Genomic DNA, 16,694 nt, shown 5'->3' with positions numbered 1-16,694 from the left:
AAAATTCAAATTATGGATTTAAATTTAAAAGATAAAGTTATTATAGTTACCGGAGGCTCCAAAGGTATCGGCTTAGGGATTGTAGAATCCTTAATTCGTGAAGGTGCTAAACCTGTAATTATAACTAGAAATAAAGCCAGTGTAGACGAGGTTATCGACGTGTTTTCTAAACAAGGTATCGATATATTTTATGCACTAGCAGAACTTACCGATCCTGTACAATGCGAAAAAGCAGTGGCAGCTGTAGTAGAAAAATATGGTCAAATTGATGGCTTAGTAAATAACGCAGGCGTTAACGATGGTGTTGGCTTAGAAAGCGGTAATTACGAAGGTTTCATGGAGTCTTTAAAACGTAATGTTGTACATTATTACTTAATGGCGCACTACGCATTACCAGAGCTTAAAAAGAGCAAAGGCGCTATTGTAAATATTGGTTCTAAAACAGCCGATACAGGACAAGGTGGTACTTCGGGTTATGCCGCATCAAACGGTGGGCGAAATGCTTTAACCAGAGAATGGGCTGTAGAGTTATTGCCATATAGCATTCGTGTAAACGCATTAATTGTTGCCGAATGTTACACACCATTATACGAAAAATGGATTAGCACATTCCCAGATAAGGAAGAAAAGCTAGAAGCCATTACAAAAAATATTCCTTTTGAAAATCGTATGACAACGGCTGAAGAAATTGGCGATACAGTCGCTTTTCTATTATCTAGTAAATCTAGCCATACCACGGGGCAATTACTTTATGTAGACGGCGGGTACACACACCTCGATCGTTCTATATAATACGTCATTTTTTCAATTAAAAATTAACAAGCTATCCTAACTAATTTATATGAATACCACACCAAAAATACCTGTAGTATCAAAAAAAGTACTTATTCCATTTATACTTGTAACGTCATTATTTGCCCTTTGGGGATTTGCAAATGCCGTTACCGATCCTATGGTAAATGCCTTTAAAAAAGTATTAGAATTAACCAACACACAAGCCTCTTGGGTACAAATGGCATTTTACGGGGGTTACTTTTGTATGGCCTTACCGGCAGCTATGTTTATGCGTAAATACTCGTATAAAGTTGGGGTTTTAATAGGTTTAGGTTTATATGCTGGTGGTGCATTATTGTTTTATCCAGCGGCTATTACAGAGCAATTTTGGTTTTTCTGTTTAGGATTATATGTATTAACGTTTGGTTTAGCTTTTTTAGAAACAGCTGCCAATCCATACATTTTAGCAATGGGAGCTAGAGAAACTGCAACCCAACGTTTAAATTTAGCACAATCGGTAAACCCGGTAGGATTAATAGCAGGTTTATTAGTAGCAAAGTATTTTGTTTACGATAAACTTCAATCTGATGATATTGCAGATTTTAGCGCATTAGACGATGCTAAAAGAGCCATGATAAAAGTAGCCGATTTAGCAGTAATCCGCGATCCTTATGTTGTTTTAGGTTTAGTGATTTCGGTGGTATTTGTGTTGTTTTTAGTCAGCAAAATGCCGCAATCTAAAGAAGAAGGTGTTATGCCAAGTTTAGGACATACCTTTAAAAAATTAGGATCTAACAGTAAATACGTTTTAGGTGTTGTAGCACAAATATTATATGTTGGTGCACAAATTATGACGTGGACGTACATTTACCAATATGCAGAAGCTATCGATTTATCGAATGCCGATGTTCCTGGTTACGAGAAAATAGATGTATTTGCTTATCAATTTATTGCCTTTGTATTATTTACAGTAGGTAGAATTGTAGGTACAGCCATGTTACGGGTTATGAGTCCGGGCAAATTATTAATGACATTTGCACTCTTAGCCATGGCATGTGTTGCAGGTGGCATGTTTGTAGAAGGCATTTTTGGTTTGTATTGTGTAGTAGGTATATCATTTTGTATGTCTTTAATGTTCCCAACTATTTATGGTATTGCATTAAACGATTTAACCGAGGAGCAATCTAAAGTAGGTTCTGCAGGATTAGTAATGGCCATTGTTGGTGGCGCCTTATTACCAATGTTACAAGGTATGATTATTGATGCTGGCGGAAGCGGTGTTGCCGATACTACAATAATGGGGGTTGCCGAGGTTAATTTTTCGTTCGTACTACCTTTAGTATGCTTTGTTTATATTGCTTGGTATGGTATGCATGTTTTTAAGAACCACGAAGGAACTGTCGCTTAAATTGAGTTGAAAAGTTATATTATGAAAAAACATTGTTTTGCTTTAGATTTAGTAGATGATGCTAAATTAATAGAAGATTATAAAGTGACTCATCAAAAGGTGTGGCCAGAAATTATAAAGAGTATTAAAGATTCTGGTATAGAAGATTTAGAAATTTATTTAGTAGGAAATCGTTTATTCATGATTATGATGGTAAACGATAGTTTTTCATTTGAAAAGAAGAATGATATGGATGCTAATAATCCTAAAGTTCAAGAATGGGAAACATTTATGTGGAACTACCAACAAGCGCTACCAATGGCCAAAGAAGGCGAGAAGTGGATGCTTATGGAAAAAATATTTCAGTTGTAGAATATAGTAGATTTGTTTGTTTTCGTTTACACGGAAGCATAAAAATAATATTGTAAAAGCTCAAAAGCATCATTGTTTTTGAGCTTTACTTTTTTTATAAATTTGAAGAGAACTACAGATGAGTAATTATCGCTAAATCTGAAATTAATACATGATTCAACTATCTAAATTTTTAAGAGTCAATTTATATGCTTAAGTTTCGGCTTTCAGCTTGAGATTTTCGAAATATGACACAGCATAACACCATATTCCCAAACGGGGCATTTCATTTAAAACCTTTTACTTTTTTTAGATGAAACAGGTATCCATTATTGGCGGAGGTCCAGCAGCATTTATGCTTGCGGCACAAATAGATACTGCAAAATATAGCGTAACTATTTACGAAAAGAAAAAAACGGGCGGACGTAAGTTTCTTGTAGCCGGAGAAGGCGGCTTAAACCTCACGTTTAGTACTTCGGAAGATGCGTTAATACAGCAATATCATCCTAGTGCATTCATGGCGCCTATTATCCGTGAGTTTAATAATCAAGATTTTATAAATTGGCTCAATCAACTCGGTATTTCAACCTTTGTAGGCTCTAGTAATCGAGTGTTTCCAAAGCAAGGCGTAAAGCCCATAGAAGTACTTAAAACCATTGTAGATTATGTTGCGGCACGAGGCGTTCAATTTAAATTTAATACAAAATGGACGGGCTGGAATACGCAAGGCGATTTAACTTTTGAAAATGAAGCTACTGTAACTTCAGATGTTGTAGTTTTTGCATTAGGAGGTGCAAGTTGGAAAGTTACAGGTTCCACAGGTTCATGGAAATCTAAGTTTGAAAAACGCCATATAAATGTTCTGCCTTTTAGAGCTGCAAATTGTGCTTTTGGTGTTAATTGGCAAACCGATTTTATAAGCATTCACGAAGGGAAACCTTTAAAAAATATAGCACTTACTTTTAATAATATATTAGCAAAAGGGGAGTTGGTAATTTCTAAATTCGGGTTGGAAGGCAACGCTATTTATGCGCTTAGTCAAAAAATACAAGATCGATTACTTACAGAAAAAGAAGTGATTATCTACTTAGATTTAAAACCTAAAATGACGGTTAATCAAATACGAAGTAAGTATAAAAATGCACGACGTTCTAAAGTTACCGATATTCTTAAAAACGATTTAAACCTCGATAGAACAGCTATTGGTTTGTTAAAACAATTTACAGATAAAAACACCTTTTCGAATCCCGATGTGTTGGTGCAAACTATTAAAGCGGTTCCGGTGGTTATTACCTCGGCAGGTCCTTTAGATGAAGCTATTTCGTCTTTAGGCGGGATAGCTTTAGATGAAGTTGATACCAATTTTCAATGTAAAAAAATACAAAATACCTATGCCATTGGCGAAATGCTAGATTGGTATGCGCCCACTGGTGGTTATTTATTACAAGGTTGTTTTAGTATGGGTGTCGCTTTGGCTAATCATTTAAATAGTTTGGAAAGGTAGAAGTAAGCTACAATGGTCTTTTTATTTTTGAATTGTTTTTTTGGGATGTGTAATATGAATATTATATATTAGGTGGATACAATTTATTAAACAGCACAAAAAAATGGCTAGTCGTAAAACCTTGAAAAGCGTTTCTCATAATTTTGGACATTCATTTGTGAGTTTGATGAATTTTATAGAAACAGATTATTTCTTGGGGCTTTTACTTAAAGAAATGCGAAAAACAAAACTAAACCGACTTGAAGTAGATATTTTGAATGATAAATCGTATCCAAAAGAATTGCTCACATTGAAAATTCTACAATCTATTGGTTATTGGAACAAATCATTTCCAAAATTAGTTGAAAATAGTGGCTCTTCCATGGAATATGTAAAATCGGCAAAAATGTTAATTGAATTTGATTTAGCTTTAAGCAGAGCGTGTTCTCACGATAAACGGTTTATTGAAAATCCATACGTTTGCGAAATAACAATTTTAGATGATAATGGAAAGGAATATAGGAAAGAACAAAATGGATGGTGGTTTCCAGAAAATTAATAGATTAACTTTACTTTCAAGCCATGAAAAAAAGAGAAAATCAAATTAAAGTTACTAACGTCAGTATTACATAAAATGAAAATAAGCACAAAAATAGTATTGATTTTCTTGGCTTTAAATATATGCTCTTGCAAAGGAAATGCTCAAGATACCGAAACTGAAAAATTGACGCCGGAATATGAATATTTGGGAATAGAAAATAGTGCGTTTCCAAAACCGATAGGCATAATAAATGATTACGGACAGGTATTTACAGAATCTCAACAGGCAGAATTATCGAAAATTCTTCATTATTATGATATGGAAACAACAAGACAAGTTGTGGTTGTCACCATCCACAGTATAAAACCTTATCAAAACATTCAAAAATATGCAACCAATTTAGGACAAAGTTGGGGCGTTGGAACGGCCGAAAAAAACAACGGACTTACCATAGTGTTATGCAAGCCTTGTAGAGAGATTGGGATTGCAACAGGAACTGGAACCGAGCTGATTTTAACCGACCAAATTTGTAAAGAAGTCATTAATGAAAAAATGATACCCGAGTTTAAAAACGAAGCATTTTATGCCGGAATTAAAAGCGGTGTACTTCAATTAATTAAAAAGTGGGAATAAAAGAGGTTTTTCTTCTAAAATCTCTTCGTAAATACGTCATTTAGTACATAAACAATACACAAAATAATTCAATTTTAGTGTAACATAAATCACCTTTTTTAATATTTCGGATGCTTATCTTTGGTATAAGAACCCGAATATTATGACTACAATTAAAATATTAGGCACCGGATGTCCAAAATGTAAAACAATGACAACCGTTGTTCGAGATGTCGTTTCAGAAAACAACATTGAGGCAACCATTGAAAAAGTTGAGGATATTATTGAAATTATGAAATTTGATGTCATGACAACGCCAGCATTGGTAATCGATAATGTGGTGACAATAAAAGGGCGCGTACCTTCAAAAGACGAAGTGCTAGCGCTATTAAATTAATACACCAAACGGTTATGGAATATCATATTAAAGCATCGTCTGTTTCAAATCAAGATGCTGTTATTCATATAAAACAATCTGATATAGATTTTGGTACAACGCCAAAAACGGCTGAAACCTTACCAAATCCTGCCGAATTATTCTTGGGGGCTTTCGCATCTTGCGTATTAAAAAATGTAGAACGTTTTTCGGGCATGATGAAGTTCTCTTATACAAAAGCCACCATTGAAGTTAATGCCACCCGACTTGAAAATCCGCCAAGGATGGAACATCTTATTTACAATGTAACCATCTATACCAACGATAATAAACTGAATACAGATTTACTTAAAAAGAACATCGAAAAGTTCGGTACCATCTACAACACAGTAAAATTATCCTGCGCCATTTCTGTTACTGTTAGTGCTAAACAACATGTTTAACTGGGTACAAAATATTGCCGATTGGTTTGTTTACAACCTTCTAAATTTAAATAAAGAACAACATATAGCAGAAGCCTTAAACTTCTTTATTTACGACACTATAAAAATTTTAATTCTACTCTTTGTCGTTATCTTTTTTATGGGGATCGTAAATAGTTACTTCCCTATAGATAAGGTTAAAAACTATCTCTCCAGAAATAAATTATTTGGTTTAGAATATCTTATGGCTAGCCTTTTTGGAGTTGTAACACCGTTTTGTTCCTGCTCATCAGTACCTCTATTTATTGGTTTTGTGCGTGGCGGAATTCCTTTAGGAGTCACCTTCGCATTTTTAATAACCTCACCTTTGGTTAATGAGGTGGCTATTGGTCTCTTTATGGGCTTGTTTGGTGTAAAAACAACTATAATCTACGTCATTAGTGGTGTGCTATTAGGCACAATATCTGGCGTTATACTTCAAAAATTAAAACTAGAATCTTATTTAACACCATGGGTGAAAGATGTTTTAGCACATGCACAAAGAGATCAAGATGTGTTTCAAGCAGAAAAACAAACCTTTAAACAACGCTTACCAATTATTTGGGCCGAAGTTGTTAAAATTATAAAAGGCATCATCCCTTATGTGCTGGTAGGTATCGCCATTGGCGGACTCATGCACGGCTATATTCCAGAAGGGTTTTTCGAAAAATATATGGATAAAGACAATCTGTTTGCTGTACCTATTGCAACCATTTTAGCAGTGCCTATGTATTCAAACGCATCGGGCATACTTCCGGTGGTGCAGGTATTGGTAGCAAAGGGCATTCCTTTAGGAACCGCAATTGCTTTCATGATGGGAGTTGTTGGCTTGTCGTTACCAGAAGCCATGCTTTTAAAAAAAGTTATGACGCTTAAACTCATTGCTATATTTTTTGGAGTGGTAACATTATGCATTATCATCTCGGGTTACGTGTTCAATTTAATTTTATAATTCAGAATAAAACAAGATTAAAAAATCTACAACTTTATCAATCTGTTTTTAGTTCGGTTGGTATGTTTGTTATATTTTAGTTGTAGGTAATTTAAACAAATTTGAAATTGAAAGAAGTAGAAAGCAATTACAACTTAACAGCTCTAACTTTGTATGGCATAGCATTGTAAATAGCATAATACTTATACTCGAAATTTATGGACTTACTTGGTAAATAATGCAATTGGTAAAACTGAAGCGTAAAAAATAAATTTTTGCTTTTACGGAAAACCGTAATGCTATGTAAAACCGATGTATTAAATTAGAGGTCAATTAGGAGGGATATGTGTTTTAGTTTATGATGACTATTCATATCCCTTAGTTACCCAACATTTGACCAAAAAAAACTGTAGAAATTGAAATTTAAAATTGAGCTTTCATTATTTTTTGTTTTCGGATTTTTCTTTTTTAGAATAGTCGGACCAATACTTACTGGAAAACTTAAAAATTTTCATATCAAGAATAATACAGGATTGGTTGAAAAAGCACCAATCATTTTTAAAATTTTTAATCTGTTTTTTAAAGGAGCATCAATAATGTGTTTGATTTATATCATTATGATTTGGACAGGTTTTGTAACAATCCCAAGCGAATAAATGTTCTGGAAAAAGAAAAAAAATAAATCAACGGAATTTAGATGTTCAACTTGTGGAGAAGTCCACGACGAATTACCTGCACTCGGATTTAAAACACCTTTCCATTACGACATTCTGAATGACAAGGAAAAAACTGAAATAGTTGAAATTGACGATGACTTTTGCGTAATCAAACATCCTGACCAAACTGACAGGTTTATAAGAACAACTTTGAGAATGCAAATAAATGATGCTTGCGAAGATTTGGACTATGGCATTTGGGTTTCATTAAGCGAAAAGAGTTTTAATGAATATAAATCGGAATTTAAAGATAATACAGACGGAAAAACTTATTACGGAACTATATGTAACGAAATTCCAGATTATGAAGAAAGCACTTTAGGATTACACGTTAATGTAGTTACTAAAAGTAATGGAATTAGACCAGAAATAATTCCTCACAAATCGGAACACAAACTAATTTCGGATTGGAAAAAAGGAATATTAATTGAAGATGCTAAAAATCGAGTTGAAAAAACAATAAAAAACGTTGGGTAACAACGTGTATAATTAATTGCTTGGTACAGGTCTACTCGGAATTTCCTTCGGAAATTCCTCTGGCTCGTCCACTTTTGCTAAATTAGTTGCTTAAACGCGCAACTAACCATACACAAAACTGAACTGCTCCCAAAAAGTTAGACACTATTTGAGGGTATTATTATGGGAAGAAAAGTCAAGTATGATTACGCATTTAAACTTCGATGTGTAAAGCAAGTTTTAAAAAATCACCAAACAGTTGAAGATGTGTCTAAGTTATATGGTTGTTATCATACAACCCTTCATGATTGGATTCGATTTTATGAAAAATATGGTAAAAAAGCACTATTACCAAGAAAAACCAAAGTGTATAGCATTCCTTTTAAACTTAAAGTTTTAAAAGCTATTGACAAAGATTCATTATCTTTCAGTCAAGCTTGTTTAGAATTTAATATTCCTACTAAATCTGTAATTATGAAGTGGCAACGTAATTATACAAAAGAGGGTATTGTAGGCTTAAACATTAAACCTAGAGGTAAACCAAAATCTATGCAATTTAAGAGAGCTAAAAAAAAGTCTAATAAACCTTTAACAAGAGAAGAGGAACTTTTATTAGAAAATGAATCATTACGTGCAGAACTGGACTTGCTAAAAAAGTTACAGGCCTTAATTCAACAAGAGCAAAACAAAAAGCAAAAGCCATAACAGAATTAAGGCATAAGTATGATTTAGATATTTTATTATATCATACGAACATGGCAAGAAGTAGTTATTATTATCATCATAAAAGAAGTCTTTTAGTTGATAAATATAAAGTGATAAAACTATTGATTCATCAAATATATCATCGTCACAAAGGAAGATATGGCTATAGAAGAATCTCTTTAGAAATCAACAAAATAGGCACTCTAATAAATCATAAAACAGTACTCAAGTTGATGCGTGAATTAGGTTTAAAAAGTTTAGTCAGAGCTAAAAGATACAAGTCTTATAAAGGGCGAATAGGAGAAACAGCTCCTAATATATTACAACGAAATTTTAAAGCTATTAGGCCAAATAAAAAATGGGCTACAGATATTACAGAATTTAAAGTTTTAGGAAAAAAACTATATCTATCTCCAATAATTGATCTCTTTAATAGAGAAATAATAAGTTATCAATTATCTGAAAAACCTGATTTTAAACAAGTAGCTATTATGCTGAAAAAGTCTTTTAAGAAAATACCAGATCAAACAAATTTAATATTACATTCAGATCAAGGATGGCAGTATCAAATGAAACAGTATCGAAGATTATTAACAGAAAAAGGAATTACTCAGAGTATGTCTCGTAAAGGAAATTGTTTAGATAACGCTGTGATAGAAAATTTCTTCGGTATTCTAAAATCTGAATTGTTTTATATAAATAAATATAAGTCGATATCTCAGTTAAAAAAAGAGATTAAAGTCTATATAAAATATTATAATAATGAGAGAATTAAACAAAATTTAAATGGAATGAGCCCGATTGAATATCGAGCTAATTATTATCAAAATTAATTATAAATTTGTCTAAACATTTGGGGGCACTTCATTTTCTATTCGGTTTTTATTTGCTAAATTACGTGCTAAACCACGCAACAAACCATATACAAACACGTTAGCAGCAATTAAAAACAGAATTACTAATGATAAAATTTACCGAATGTTTAAATGACACTTGGGATTACTTTTTTTTAGGAGACCCTTCTAAACTTTCATTATTCAAATCGGATAATAATCTTTCTAGTAATCTAATTTCTGAATTTACAGAAAATAATAGCGGAGATTTAGTTGTAGAAAAGGGCGCTTTAATTCCATTATCAGGAATTGCTAATTATCCATATCATATTTTTTTTCAAATTAATTCTGAGGATTCCATATTTGATAACAATGAGAATGATTTACAATTCAAAAGAGTTGGTTATTTTCTCGAAATAGTTAATCAAGAAATATATTTAATGACTATTCCTTATCTTAAAAATTGGACTGAAGAAAACGGAATAAACTCTTTAAAATCAAATGGAATTCGCCCGAAAATTAATCTTGAAAACGGATTTTATAGTGTTGAGATTTTGGGTGGAGAAACTAATCAAGAAAGTGGTTGGGAGCCTACATTAGAATTTATTCTGAAGAAGAAGGACAAAGAAATAAAACTTACTGCGGAAGATGTGAACTTTAAATTTCAAATAAAGAGCAAGGAATATTAAAGAAAAAAGCTGCTAACACGGTATAAAAAACATAGGGCGTTTGTGCTAAATTCAAAGTTCTGTGCATATTTACAAAGTCCGCTAAATATAAAATTTGGCGTTTATAGAAGAAAAAATAAAAGCAAAATATTTATATTTAGCTAAGTAATAAACTGAAACGATAGTGCTTATTTATTTCCCTACGTTTCTTATACTAAACGTTGGCCGCAATAAAAAAATGAACTGGAACAACTATTTGGCCGAAAGTAAATCACCATCTGATTACCCACATTTGGGAATTTTAGAAGGAACTGTTCGTTGCCCATTTGATATTTCTGAATTACCAACTAATTCTGAAATAATAGACATGCCAACGCCTCTTAAAAAATTTAAACTGAATTATTTCAATTATGAACATTTGATTGGAAATAAAGTTGTTGAAGGAATAATACTAAATGACTTAGATGAAGAGCGTTTGAGTGTAATTGCTTCATTACCAAATCTAAAATATCTTAACATCTCTAACAACAAACAAGATGCCATTCCAAATTTATCCGTTTTAAAATCTTTAGAAGTTTTAATTTTAAGTGGAATAACTAAAGTAGAAAACATCAATTTTATTGCGAATTTGGAAAACTTAAAAACATTATATATTTATGGAATTAAGAATTTGTATGAATTAAAACCACTTACAACGTTACCTCAATTAAAGGAATTATGGTTAGACCACGGAAGAATGGGAGGAACTGGGAAAGCCGTTAAAAATATTGAGCCTTTATCAGAATTGAATAATTTGGAATACTTAAATATGATTCTAAATGTTGAGAATAAAAATTATGATATTTCACCATTACTGAATTTAAAGAAGTTAAAACATTTGAGAACCTTGCCAAGGTTTATGAATAAGGAAAAAAAAGAAACGTTAGAAATGGAAATTCCATTAGTTAAAATAATATAAATTACTGTGATTAACAAAGTATATAATTTACTGCTAGTTTTAGCTTACTTCTGAAAATCTTCGCGGACTCTTTCAAATAGATTAGGTGCTTAAACCACGCAAAAACCATATAGACACGTTCTAACCAATTTTAGTAAACATTGAGTAAATCATTAAAATATGGACTTTTGGTTTTAGGAATTGCAATAACTGCAGTTGCTGGGGTTATTGCTTATGGACTTTCTTTAATGGAAATTGAAGATCAATATGGTGATTATCAAGAGATTTTTTATCAATCAAAAGATTTAGATATAATAGTTAATGAAGAAATTTCTCAATTTGGAATTGTTGGAAAAAATTGGAAAAGATTAAACGTTTGGACAAAAAAGATGGATTCAACCGATTTATACACTTTTGCAAGTAAGGCAAGTTACTATTCAAAAATAAAAGTATATCGACCAAAAACAAAGATTGAAAAAATAAAACAATTGAATTTTAGTGATATTCAAAAACTGATTTCAGAAAATAAAATTGAATTAATATTGGAGCATCAAAATGAATAAACAAGGTAAACGTTTATGGAAGATACTTTTAATGATAACCTCAATACCTCTTAAGTATTATCATTAATTAAAATCATGACCTTGTTAAAATAACCAAACCCCATTATAAATATTTTACCTAAATTGTTAAAATATTAAAACCATTAACCAAATCAATTAAAACCGAAAACATGTTAGCATTAGTATTACTGTATTGGATAGGCAAGTATTTTTACAAATTGGCAGAAGTCTACAATAAAAGCCAATGGGGTTTTGCTATTTTAGGCATCGTGGTGTATTACGCAGGTATCGTCATTTTTGCGTTCGCTTTAGGTATAATAGCAGAACTTGTAGCACCAGGTGCTATAGATGGTGTTAACGACACGTTGTTAGGTATTATAATGCTTCCTTTTGGACTTTTAAGCGCTTATTTACTGTATAAATATTTAGAGAAAACGTGGGAGAAGAACAAACCTAATACCGATGTAATGATCGATGAAATTGGTTTAGAGTAGGTATTTAGCTTTCTAATGAAGCACAAGCTAATTAAAGCTCATGTTTTAAAAATTTGCTTTTAAATAAATATTGCTTAAATTGTTTGTTTAACACTCTAATAATTCTCACGATGAAGAAAATGAAAAATGTAGTAGCTTTAGTATTAGTAGCGATTATGATGTCTAGTTGTGCCACCGTTTTTGGAGGTCCAGTAACGGCATCTCAAAAAAGAAAACCAGCTGGAGGCGAACAACAACGCCAAGTAAGAGTTGTGGCATTAATAGCCGATATTATAATTTTTGCACCTAGTTTAATTGTAGATTTTGCAACAGGCGCTATTTACAAGCCGAGATAGTAACTTGGTAAAACGTATATTTAAAAAGCTCAAAAGATTTAATCTTTTGAGCTTTTTTATTTTATTTCAATAATAAAGTTAAACTTAAAGCGCCATGTGCGCCAATAACAAGCGATTGCTCAATATCGGCTGTTTTAGATGGCCCAGCAATAAATACTCCAAAATCGTTTGAATTGCCAGCATTTATTTTTTGGTACGCTTGGTGCATATAAGGCACAATATTGTCTTTACTGGTTACAATAACAAGGTGTTTTGTAATAAACGGTAAAACACGCATAGGTAATTGCTTATCGGTTACCCAAACCGATCCGTTTTCGGCTACAGCCAATTCACTTTCAAGAATTAAAATATCTAAATCTTCTAAATCTTGTGGTTTTTCAATGTTTGCTAAATCTATAGTGTTAAAAGCACTGGTGTTCTCTATAGCCGAATATTTAATTTTAGCATCCGGAAACAAGTTTTCAACCTGTGCAACAACATCGTTAGAGGCTATTTCAATAACGTTTGCTCCAACAACTTCGGCTTTCTTGGTAAATTCCTGTACTAAATCTAAACCTTCATCAAACAGCGCTAAATCTATGTTTGGTAACGGCAAAGCGTCTGGTTTATTAGCTTCTATTCGGCTTAATATTTTATCTCTACTGCTCATAGCTTAGTTGTTTTTACCTTTGTTTTCTTCTCTTTTCTTGTACCAATCGTCAAAACTTTCTTTTGGACCTGTTGGTAAATCACGGGCTTTTCCCCAGGCATTGGGTTTCGAGTTTATTACCGCTTTTGGTAAGGTTCTTAAACTCCAACGCGCAATTTTTCCAACCTTTTCAAATTGTTTAGGTTTAGCAAAAATGCTTCCCATAACTTGCATAGACTTCTTTTTTATAAAAGGCTGTGGCGTTTCTTTAGTAATAATTTGTCGCCATTTATAAAGTTGCGCATGGATGTCGATTTTCACCGGACACACATCCGAACAAGATCCGCAAAGGGTAGAGGCAAAGGGTAAGCTGCTGTGTTTTGTTAAATCTTTACCTGGCGATAGAATAGAACCAATTGGTCCTGGAATGGTAGCATCGTAACTATGGCCACCACTACGTCTGTAAATTGGGCAAGTATTCATACAAGCGCCACAACGAATACAGTGTAAAGAGGCTCTAAAATCCGGACGACTTAATTGCTCCGATCTTCCATTATCTACAATTACTATGTGCATTTTTCTGCCATCGCTAGGTTTTTTAAAATGCGATGAATAAGTGGTTACCGGTTGCCCAGTAGCCGACCTTGCTAATAAGCGTAAAAACACACCTAAGTGTTCTTGCTTTGGTATTATTTTCTCGACACCCATGCAGGCAATATGTACAGGAGCTAAATGTGCGCCCATATCGGCATTACCTTCATTGGTGCAAACTACAAAGCCTCCAGTTTCTGCAATGGCGAAATTTACACCGGTAATTGCAGCATCGGCTTCAATAAATTTTTGTCTTAAATGTTTTCTCGCTTCTCCAGTTAAATATTGCGGATCGCCATCACAAGGTTTTGTGCCTAAATGTTCTTGAAACAACTCGTCTACCTCATGTTTGTTTTTATGTATGGCTGGCAATACAATATGACTAGGCGGCTCTTTGGCCAATTGCACAATACGCTCACCTAAATCGGTATCGATAACTTCTATTCCATCGGCTTCCAAATGCGGATTTAAATGGCATTCTTCAGTTAACATCGACTTACTTTTTACAACTTTTTTAGCGTTGTTATCTTTTAAAATTTTATGTACTATTTGGTTGTGCTCTTCGCCATTGGCCGCCCAGTGTACTTCTACACCGTTTTTGTTGGCATTGGCTTCAAACTCACGTAAGTAAATATCGAGATTAGAAAGCATGTGCGCTTTAATGCCATGCCCCAAGTTTCTTAGCTCTTCCCAACCTTGCACATGGTGTACAGATTTGTCGCGTTTATGGCGAACAAACCACAAGGCCTTATCATGCCAATCGACTTTTTTTTCGTCTTTATTAAATATGCTAGCTAGTTTTGGATGACTCATAATGTTTTGTTTTACAGCACCTGTTGGCGGTTAAAATTAAAGACTACTGTTTAAAATTTCGGCAATATGCAAGATTTTTAAAGGCTGTTGGTTTCGGTTAACCAAACCTTCTAAATGCATTAAACAGGAGGTGTCGGTGGCCGTCATAACTTCAACACCACTTTCTAAATGATCTTTAATTTTATCTTTCCCCATTTTTACAGAAATGGCCTCTTCGGTAACGGCAAATGTGCCACCAAATCCGCAACATTCATCACTTCGTTTTACAGGCATTAATTCTACGCCTTTTACTTCTTGTAGTAATTCTTCAATGTAAGAAAAACGCGGGCCTACCACTTCCGAGCAAGAACCTAAACGTAGGCCTCGTAAACCGTGGCAACTTTTATGTACACCGACCTTAAAGGGGAATGATGCGCCTAAATCTTTAACTTTTAAAATATTTAATATGAAGTCGCACAACTCGTAAACATTGTTTCTAACCTTAGTAACATCGTCGGTTTGTGGAATAATATCGTAATGCTTTTTTACATGATAAGCACAACTTCCAGAAGGCGTAACAATGTAATCGAAGTCTTTAAAATTATCAACAAAATTATTGCAAGCACCAACCGATTCGTACTCGTAACCCGAATTGGCCATGGGTTGTCCGCAACAGGTTTGCCCTGATGGATAAGCAACATCAACCTTTAGTTTTTCTAAAAGTTCTAAAGTTGCTTTACCAACTTGCGGATAGAGTTGATTGATGTAACAGGGAATAAATAAACCTACTTTCATAAAATTTCTAATTTAAATGACTTGGGCTTCTAAAATGGTTTAAAATGAAGTTTTAAAACCGTTTTACAGCGCAGGACAAAATTAGAAGGAAATAGTATACCAGTCTGCCTAATTTTTGATCGTGTGTGATACTTTTTTTGCCTTGTATTGATTTTTTGATTAAAAAGTGCAATTAATCGTGCTTTGTTTTGTGCTTCTCCAAATACTCCGAAGGTGTGTAGTTCATCACGATTTTAAACTGCCTATTAAAGTTAGAAATGTTATTAAAACCAGACTCGTAACATATTTTTGAAATGTTGAATCTGTTCTCTAAGAGCAGCTTACAAGCATAGCCAATGCGGATTTCGGTAACGTATCTAGAAAACGTTTTTTTGTTAACACGCTTAAAGTAGCGGCTAAAGGCCGAAGGATTCATATGTGCAATTTCAGCAGCTTTATTAAGTGAAATATCTAAATTGAAATTTTTAAAAATATAAGCCTGCACATTATCTTGGGTATCACTTTTAGAGGAATTAAAGGAATTTATAAAACCTTGACTGGATAGCTTTTTAGTGTCGGTATGTTTTGCTAAAGCGTGCAAAATGTTTAAAAATGCCATGGTTTTTTCGAAACCTTCTAGAGCGAGCATGCTTTTAATATCGTTAAGGAGTTTTTTATTAACATTCAAAAACTTGAGTCCGTAGCTAGCACGTTTAAATAATTCTAAAATATGAATCATTTCTGGCGTTTCGAAGAATTTGGGACCTAAATAATTTTCTTTAAAATGTATAGCAATGGCTTTGGCTGTTTGCTCCGAAGTTTGCTCGAAATACCCATCGTCATTAAGCCACATGTGCGGCAAGTTTTTACCAATAAGTACCACATCGCCAATACCAAACTTTTCAACACTATCACCAATAAAGCAGGTGCCTTCACTCTTTAAAACTACCACAAGCTCTAGCTCAGGATGGTAATGCCATATTTTTAAAAAATAAGGATATTCGTTAATTTTAGTGGTAAACGAACTATTGGTGAGGTTACTACGATCTAAAAGGTGCAGTTTCATTATTAAAGTTAGTATAGGTGGTGGTTAATAGACATAAAATAACAAAAAAGGTTTAATCCGGCAAAAATAATATTGCTATTGTTTTGTTAATTGTGATTTTAAGCAGAAACCAAAGTTTGGTTAATGTGCCGTTAAATAGGCCAATTGTTGATAATAATTAAAAATGTATCCGGTTTATCAATACCTTTTTAAAGATAACGCCATAGGCTGTTTTATAGTA

At 33.2% G+C, this 16,694-nt stretch carries 22 protein-coding genes; 18 read left to right on the top strand and 4 right to left on the bottom strand.

The window, feature by feature from the left end; all coding sequences use genetic code 11:
* Window positions 1-12 precede the first annotated feature (12 nt).
* The 18 genes from GQR98_RS00525 (at window position 13) to GQR98_RS00440 (ending at window position 12,623) form a co-directional block, all read left to right on the top strand.
* Window positions 13-792 carry an SDR family oxidoreductase gene (locus tag GQR98_RS00525; RefSeq protein ID WP_042502995.1) on the top strand — a complete coding sequence of 260 codons (780 nt, stop codon included), beginning with the start codon at window positions 13-15 and terminating at the stop codon, window positions 790-792.
* A gap of 49 nt (window positions 793-841) precedes the next feature.
* Window positions 842-2,182 (top strand): L-fucose:H+ symporter permease, encoded by a 1,341-nt coding sequence (fucP, locus tag GQR98_RS00520; protein ID WP_159017786.1) that lies wholly within the window; start codon window positions 842-844, stop codon window positions 2,180-2,182.
* 21 nt (window positions 2,183-2,203) lie between these two features.
* Window positions 2,204-2,533, top strand: a complete 330-nt coding sequence (locus GQR98_RS00515; RefSeq protein WP_159017785.1) for an L-rhamnose mutarotase — start codon at window positions 2,204-2,206, stop codon at window positions 2,531-2,533.
* A 292-nt stretch (window positions 2,534-2,825) separates the two neighbouring features.
* Complete coding sequence (locus tag GQR98_RS00510) at window positions 2,826-4,016, top strand: NAD(P)/FAD-dependent oxidoreductase (RefSeq protein WP_159017784.1); 1,191 nt, start codon at window positions 2,826-2,828, stop codon at window positions 4,014-4,016.
* Window positions 4,017-4,119: 103 nt separating this feature from the next.
* Window positions 4,120-4,554, top strand: coding sequence for a hypothetical protein (locus GQR98_RS00505; RefSeq protein ID WP_159017783.1), 435 nt, complete (start codon window positions 4,120-4,122; stop codon window positions 4,552-4,554).
* A gap of 75 nt (window positions 4,555-4,629) precedes the next feature.
* Window positions 4,630-5,169, top strand: coding sequence for a TPM domain-containing protein (locus GQR98_RS00500; protein ID WP_159017782.1), 540 nt, complete (start codon window positions 4,630-4,632; stop codon window positions 5,167-5,169).
* Window positions 5,170-5,311: 142 nt separating this feature from the next.
* Complete coding sequence (locus GQR98_RS00495) at window positions 5,312-5,545, top strand: thioredoxin family protein (protein WP_042497519.1); 234 nt, start codon at window positions 5,312-5,314, stop codon at window positions 5,543-5,545.
* A gap of 14 nt (window positions 5,546-5,559) precedes the next feature.
* Window positions 5,560-5,967 carry an OsmC family protein gene (locus tag GQR98_RS00490; protein WP_159017781.1) on the top strand — a complete coding sequence of 136 codons (408 nt, stop codon included), beginning with the start codon at window positions 5,560-5,562 and terminating at the stop codon, window positions 5,965-5,967.
* Window positions 5,960-6,937 carry a permease gene (locus tag GQR98_RS00485; protein ID WP_159017780.1) on the top strand — a complete coding sequence of 326 codons (978 nt, stop codon included), beginning with the start codon at window positions 5,960-5,962 and terminating at the stop codon, window positions 6,935-6,937. Before GQR98_RS00490 ends, GQR98_RS00485 begins: the two co-directional genes overlap by 8 nt.
* A 395-nt stretch (window positions 6,938-7,332) precedes the next feature.
* Window positions 7,333-7,572, top strand: coding sequence for a hypothetical protein (locus GQR98_RS00480; protein ID WP_159017779.1), 240 nt, complete (start codon window positions 7,333-7,335; stop codon window positions 7,570-7,572).
* Window positions 7,573-8,109, top strand: coding sequence for a DUF2199 domain-containing protein (locus tag GQR98_RS00475; protein WP_159017778.1), 537 nt, complete (start codon window positions 7,573-7,575; stop codon window positions 8,107-8,109).
* A gap of 162 nt (window positions 8,110-8,271) precedes the next feature.
* Window positions 8,272-8,793 carry a helix-turn-helix domain-containing protein gene (locus GQR98_RS00470; RefSeq protein WP_159017777.1) on the top strand — a complete coding sequence of 174 codons (522 nt, stop codon included), beginning with the start codon at window positions 8,272-8,274 and terminating at the stop codon, window positions 8,791-8,793.
* Complete coding sequence (locus GQR98_RS00465) at window positions 8,712-9,626, top strand: IS3 family transposase (RefSeq protein ID WP_159021044.1); 915 nt, start codon at window positions 8,712-8,714, stop codon at window positions 9,624-9,626. The genes GQR98_RS00470 and GQR98_RS00465 overlap by 82 nt, the downstream gene beginning before the upstream one ends.
* 128 nt (window positions 9,627-9,754) lie before the next feature.
* Window positions 9,755-10,315 carry a hypothetical protein gene (locus GQR98_RS00460; protein WP_159017776.1) on the top strand — a complete coding sequence of 187 codons (561 nt, stop codon included), beginning with the start codon at window positions 9,755-9,757 and terminating at the stop codon, window positions 10,313-10,315.
* 217 nt (window positions 10,316-10,532) lie between these two features.
* Window positions 10,533-11,252, top strand: a complete 720-nt coding sequence (locus GQR98_RS00455) for a leucine-rich repeat domain-containing protein (RefSeq protein WP_159017775.1) — start codon at window positions 10,533-10,535, stop codon at window positions 11,250-11,252.
* Between the two features lie 140 nt (window positions 11,253-11,392).
* Window positions 11,393-11,794: a hypothetical protein gene (locus GQR98_RS00450; protein ID WP_159017774.1), complete on the top strand. Its 402-nt coding sequence runs from the start codon at window positions 11,393-11,395 to the stop codon at window positions 11,792-11,794.
* Window positions 11,795-11,964: 170 nt separating this feature from the next.
* Entirely contained in the window at window positions 11,965-12,288 is a 324-nt protein-coding gene (locus tag GQR98_RS00445) for a hypothetical protein (RefSeq protein ID WP_159017773.1), read from the top strand.
* A gap of 110 nt (window positions 12,289-12,398) precedes the next feature.
* A complete protein-coding gene (locus GQR98_RS00440) occupies window positions 12,399-12,623 on the top strand; it encodes a hypothetical protein (RefSeq protein WP_159017772.1) in 225 nt (74 codons plus the stop codon).
* A gap of 61 nt (window positions 12,624-12,684) precedes the next feature.
* On the opposite strand, the gene GQR98_RS00435 is transcribed toward GQR98_RS00440, so the two are convergent.
* From GQR98_RS00435 to GQR98_RS00420, 4 genes are all read right to left on the bottom strand, one after another.
* Complete coding sequence (locus GQR98_RS00435) at window positions 12,685-13,272, bottom strand: lactate utilization protein C (protein ID WP_159017771.1); 588 nt, start codon at window positions 13,270-13,272, stop codon at window positions 12,685-12,687.
* A gap of 3 nt (window positions 13,273-13,275) precedes the next feature.
* Window positions 13,276-14,655: a lactate utilization protein B gene (locus GQR98_RS00430; protein WP_159017770.1), complete on the bottom strand. Its 1,380-nt coding sequence runs from the start codon at window positions 14,653-14,655 to the stop codon at window positions 13,276-13,278.
* Between the two features lie 36 nt (window positions 14,656-14,691).
* The gene (locus tag GQR98_RS00425; protein ID WP_159017769.1) at window positions 14,692-15,429 is read right to left on the bottom strand and encodes a (Fe-S)-binding protein; all 738 of its coding nucleotides are present in this window, start codon (window positions 15,427-15,429) and stop codon (window positions 14,692-14,694) included.
* 172 nt (window positions 15,430-15,601) lie between these two features.
* A complete protein-coding gene (locus GQR98_RS00420) occupies window positions 15,602-16,474 on the bottom strand; it encodes an AraC family transcriptional regulator (protein ID WP_159017768.1) in 873 nt (290 codons plus the stop codon).
* Window positions 16,475-16,694 lie beyond the last annotated feature (220 nt).

It is taken from the genome of Algibacter sp. L3A6, from assembly GCF_009796825.1.
Classification (GTDB): Bacteria; Bacteroidota; Bacteroidia; order Flavobacteriales; family Flavobacteriaceae; genus Algibacter.
This window is presented reverse-complemented; position numbering and strand designations above follow the sequence as displayed.

What these genes read in the sequence shown, in the direction of transcription:
- GQR98_RS00440 (WP_159017772.1), top strand. Translation starts at nt 12,399, where the DNA reads ATGAAGAAAATGAAAAATGTAGTAGCTTTAGTATTAGTAGCGATTATG.
- GQR98_RS00500 (WP_159017782.1), top strand. Translation starts at nt 4,630, where the DNA reads ATGAAAATAAGCACAAAAATAGTATTGATTTTCTTGGCTTTAAATATA.
- GQR98_RS00425 (WP_159017769.1), bottom strand. Translation starts at nt 15,429, where the DNA reads ATGAAAGTAGGTTTATTTATTCCCTGTTACATCAATCAACTCTATCCG.
- GQR98_RS00470 (WP_159017777.1), top strand. Translation starts at nt 8,272, where the DNA reads ATGGGAAGAAAAGTCAAGTATGATTACGCATTTAAACTTCGATGTGTA.
- GQR98_RS00485 (WP_159017780.1), top strand. Translation starts at nt 5,960, where the DNA reads ATGTTTAACTGGGTACAAAATATTGCCGATTGGTTTGTTTACAACCTT.
- GQR98_RS00510 (WP_159017784.1), top strand. Translation starts at nt 2,826, where the DNA reads ATGAAACAGGTATCCATTATTGGCGGAGGTCCAGCAGCATTTATGCTT.
- GQR98_RS00445 (WP_159017773.1), top strand. Translation starts at nt 11,965, where the DNA reads ATGTTAGCATTAGTATTACTGTATTGGATAGGCAAGTATTTTTACAAA.
- GQR98_RS00430 (WP_159017770.1), bottom strand. Translation starts at nt 14,655, where the DNA reads ATGAGTCATCCAAAACTAGCTAGCATATTTAATAAAGACGAAAAAAAA.
- GQR98_RS00460 (WP_159017776.1), top strand. Translation starts at nt 9,755, where the DNA reads ATGATAAAATTTACCGAATGTTTAAATGACACTTGGGATTACTTTTTT.
- GQR98_RS00515 (WP_159017785.1), top strand. Translation starts at nt 2,204, where the DNA reads ATGAAAAAACATTGTTTTGCTTTAGATTTAGTAGATGATGCTAAATTA.
- GQR98_RS00505 (WP_159017783.1), top strand. Translation starts at nt 4,120, where the DNA reads ATGGCTAGTCGTAAAACCTTGAAAAGCGTTTCTCATAATTTTGGACAT.
- GQR98_RS00495 (WP_042497519.1), top strand. Translation starts at nt 5,312, where the DNA reads ATGACTACAATTAAAATATTAGGCACCGGATGTCCAAAATGTAAAACA.
- GQR98_RS00435 (WP_159017771.1), bottom strand. Translation starts at nt 13,272, where the DNA reads ATGAGCAGTAGAGATAAAATATTAAGCCGAATAGAAGCTAATAAACCA.
- GQR98_RS00475 (WP_159017778.1), top strand. Translation starts at nt 7,573, where the DNA reads ATGTTCTGGAAAAAGAAAAAAAATAAATCAACGGAATTTAGATGTTCA.
- fucP (WP_159017786.1), top strand. Translation starts at nt 842, where the DNA reads ATGAATACCACACCAAAAATACCTGTAGTATCAAAAAAAGTACTTATT.
- GQR98_RS00490 (WP_159017781.1), top strand. Translation starts at nt 5,560, where the DNA reads ATGGAATATCATATTAAAGCATCGTCTGTTTCAAATCAAGATGCTGTT.
- GQR98_RS00455 (WP_159017775.1), top strand. Translation starts at nt 10,533, where the DNA reads ATGAACTGGAACAACTATTTGGCCGAAAGTAAATCACCATCTGATTAC.
- GQR98_RS00525 (WP_042502995.1), top strand. Translation starts at nt 13, where the DNA reads ATGGATTTAAATTTAAAAGATAAAGTTATTATAGTTACCGGAGGCTCC.
- GQR98_RS00420 (WP_159017768.1), bottom strand. Translation starts at nt 16,474, where the DNA reads ATGAAACTGCACCTTTTAGATCGTAGTAACCTCACCAATAGTTCGTTT.